Annotated in this window: 1 rRNA gene; it reads left to right on the forward strand. The window is 54.0% G+C overall.

The features are described from left to right. A 23S ribosomal RNA gene (locus tag GUA98_RS29265) occupies positions 1-819 on the forward strand; the annotation flags it as partial.

Consider the following 819-nt stretch of genomic DNA (forward strand, 5'->3'; position numbering starts at 1 on the left):
GTTCCCTCCGAGACGGATCCCGAGTAGTGCGGGGCACGTGAAACCCCGTATGAATCCGGCAGGACCATCTGCCAAGGCTAAATACTTCCTAGCGACCGATAGTGAAGCAGTACCGTGAGGGAAAGGTGAAAAGCACCCCGGAAGGGGAGTGAAATAGAACCTGAAACCGTGTGCTTACAAGAAGTCAGAGCCCATTTTAGGGGTGATGGCGTGCCTTTTGTAGAATGAACCGGCGAGTTACGTTCCCGTGCAAGGTTAAGGTGAAGAGCCGGAGCCGCAGCGAAAGCGAGTCTGAATAGGGCGATGTAGTACGTGGACGTAGACCCGAAACCGGGTGATCTACCCCTGTCCAGGGTGAAGGTGCGGTAACACGCACTGGAGGCCCGAACCCACGCACGTTGAAAAGTGCGGGGATGAGGTGGGGGTAGCGGAGAAATTCCAATCGAACTCGGAGATAGCTGGTTCTCCCCGAAATAGCTTTAGGGCTAGCCTCGGAAAACAGAGTCGTGGAGGTAGAGCACTGATTGGGTGCGGGGCCCGCAAGGGTTACCAAGCTCAGTCAAACTCCGAATGCCATAGACTTACTTCCGGGAGTCAGACAGTGAGTGCTAAGATCCATTGTCAAAAGGGAAACAGCCCAGACCATCAGCTAAGGTCCCCAAGTGTGTGTTAAGTGGGAAAGGATGTGGAGTTGCACAGACAACCAGGATGTTGGCTTAGAAGCAGCCACCATTGAAAGAGTGCGTAATAGCTCACTGGTCGAGTGACTCTGCGCCGAAAATGTAACGGGGCTAAACACACCACCGAAGCTATGGCTTG

It is taken from the genome of Paenibacillus sp. P13VS, from assembly GCF_015143645.1.
Classification (GTDB): Bacteria; Bacillota; Bacilli; order Paenibacillales; family Paenibacillaceae; genus Paenibacillus; species Paenibacillus xylanilyticus_A.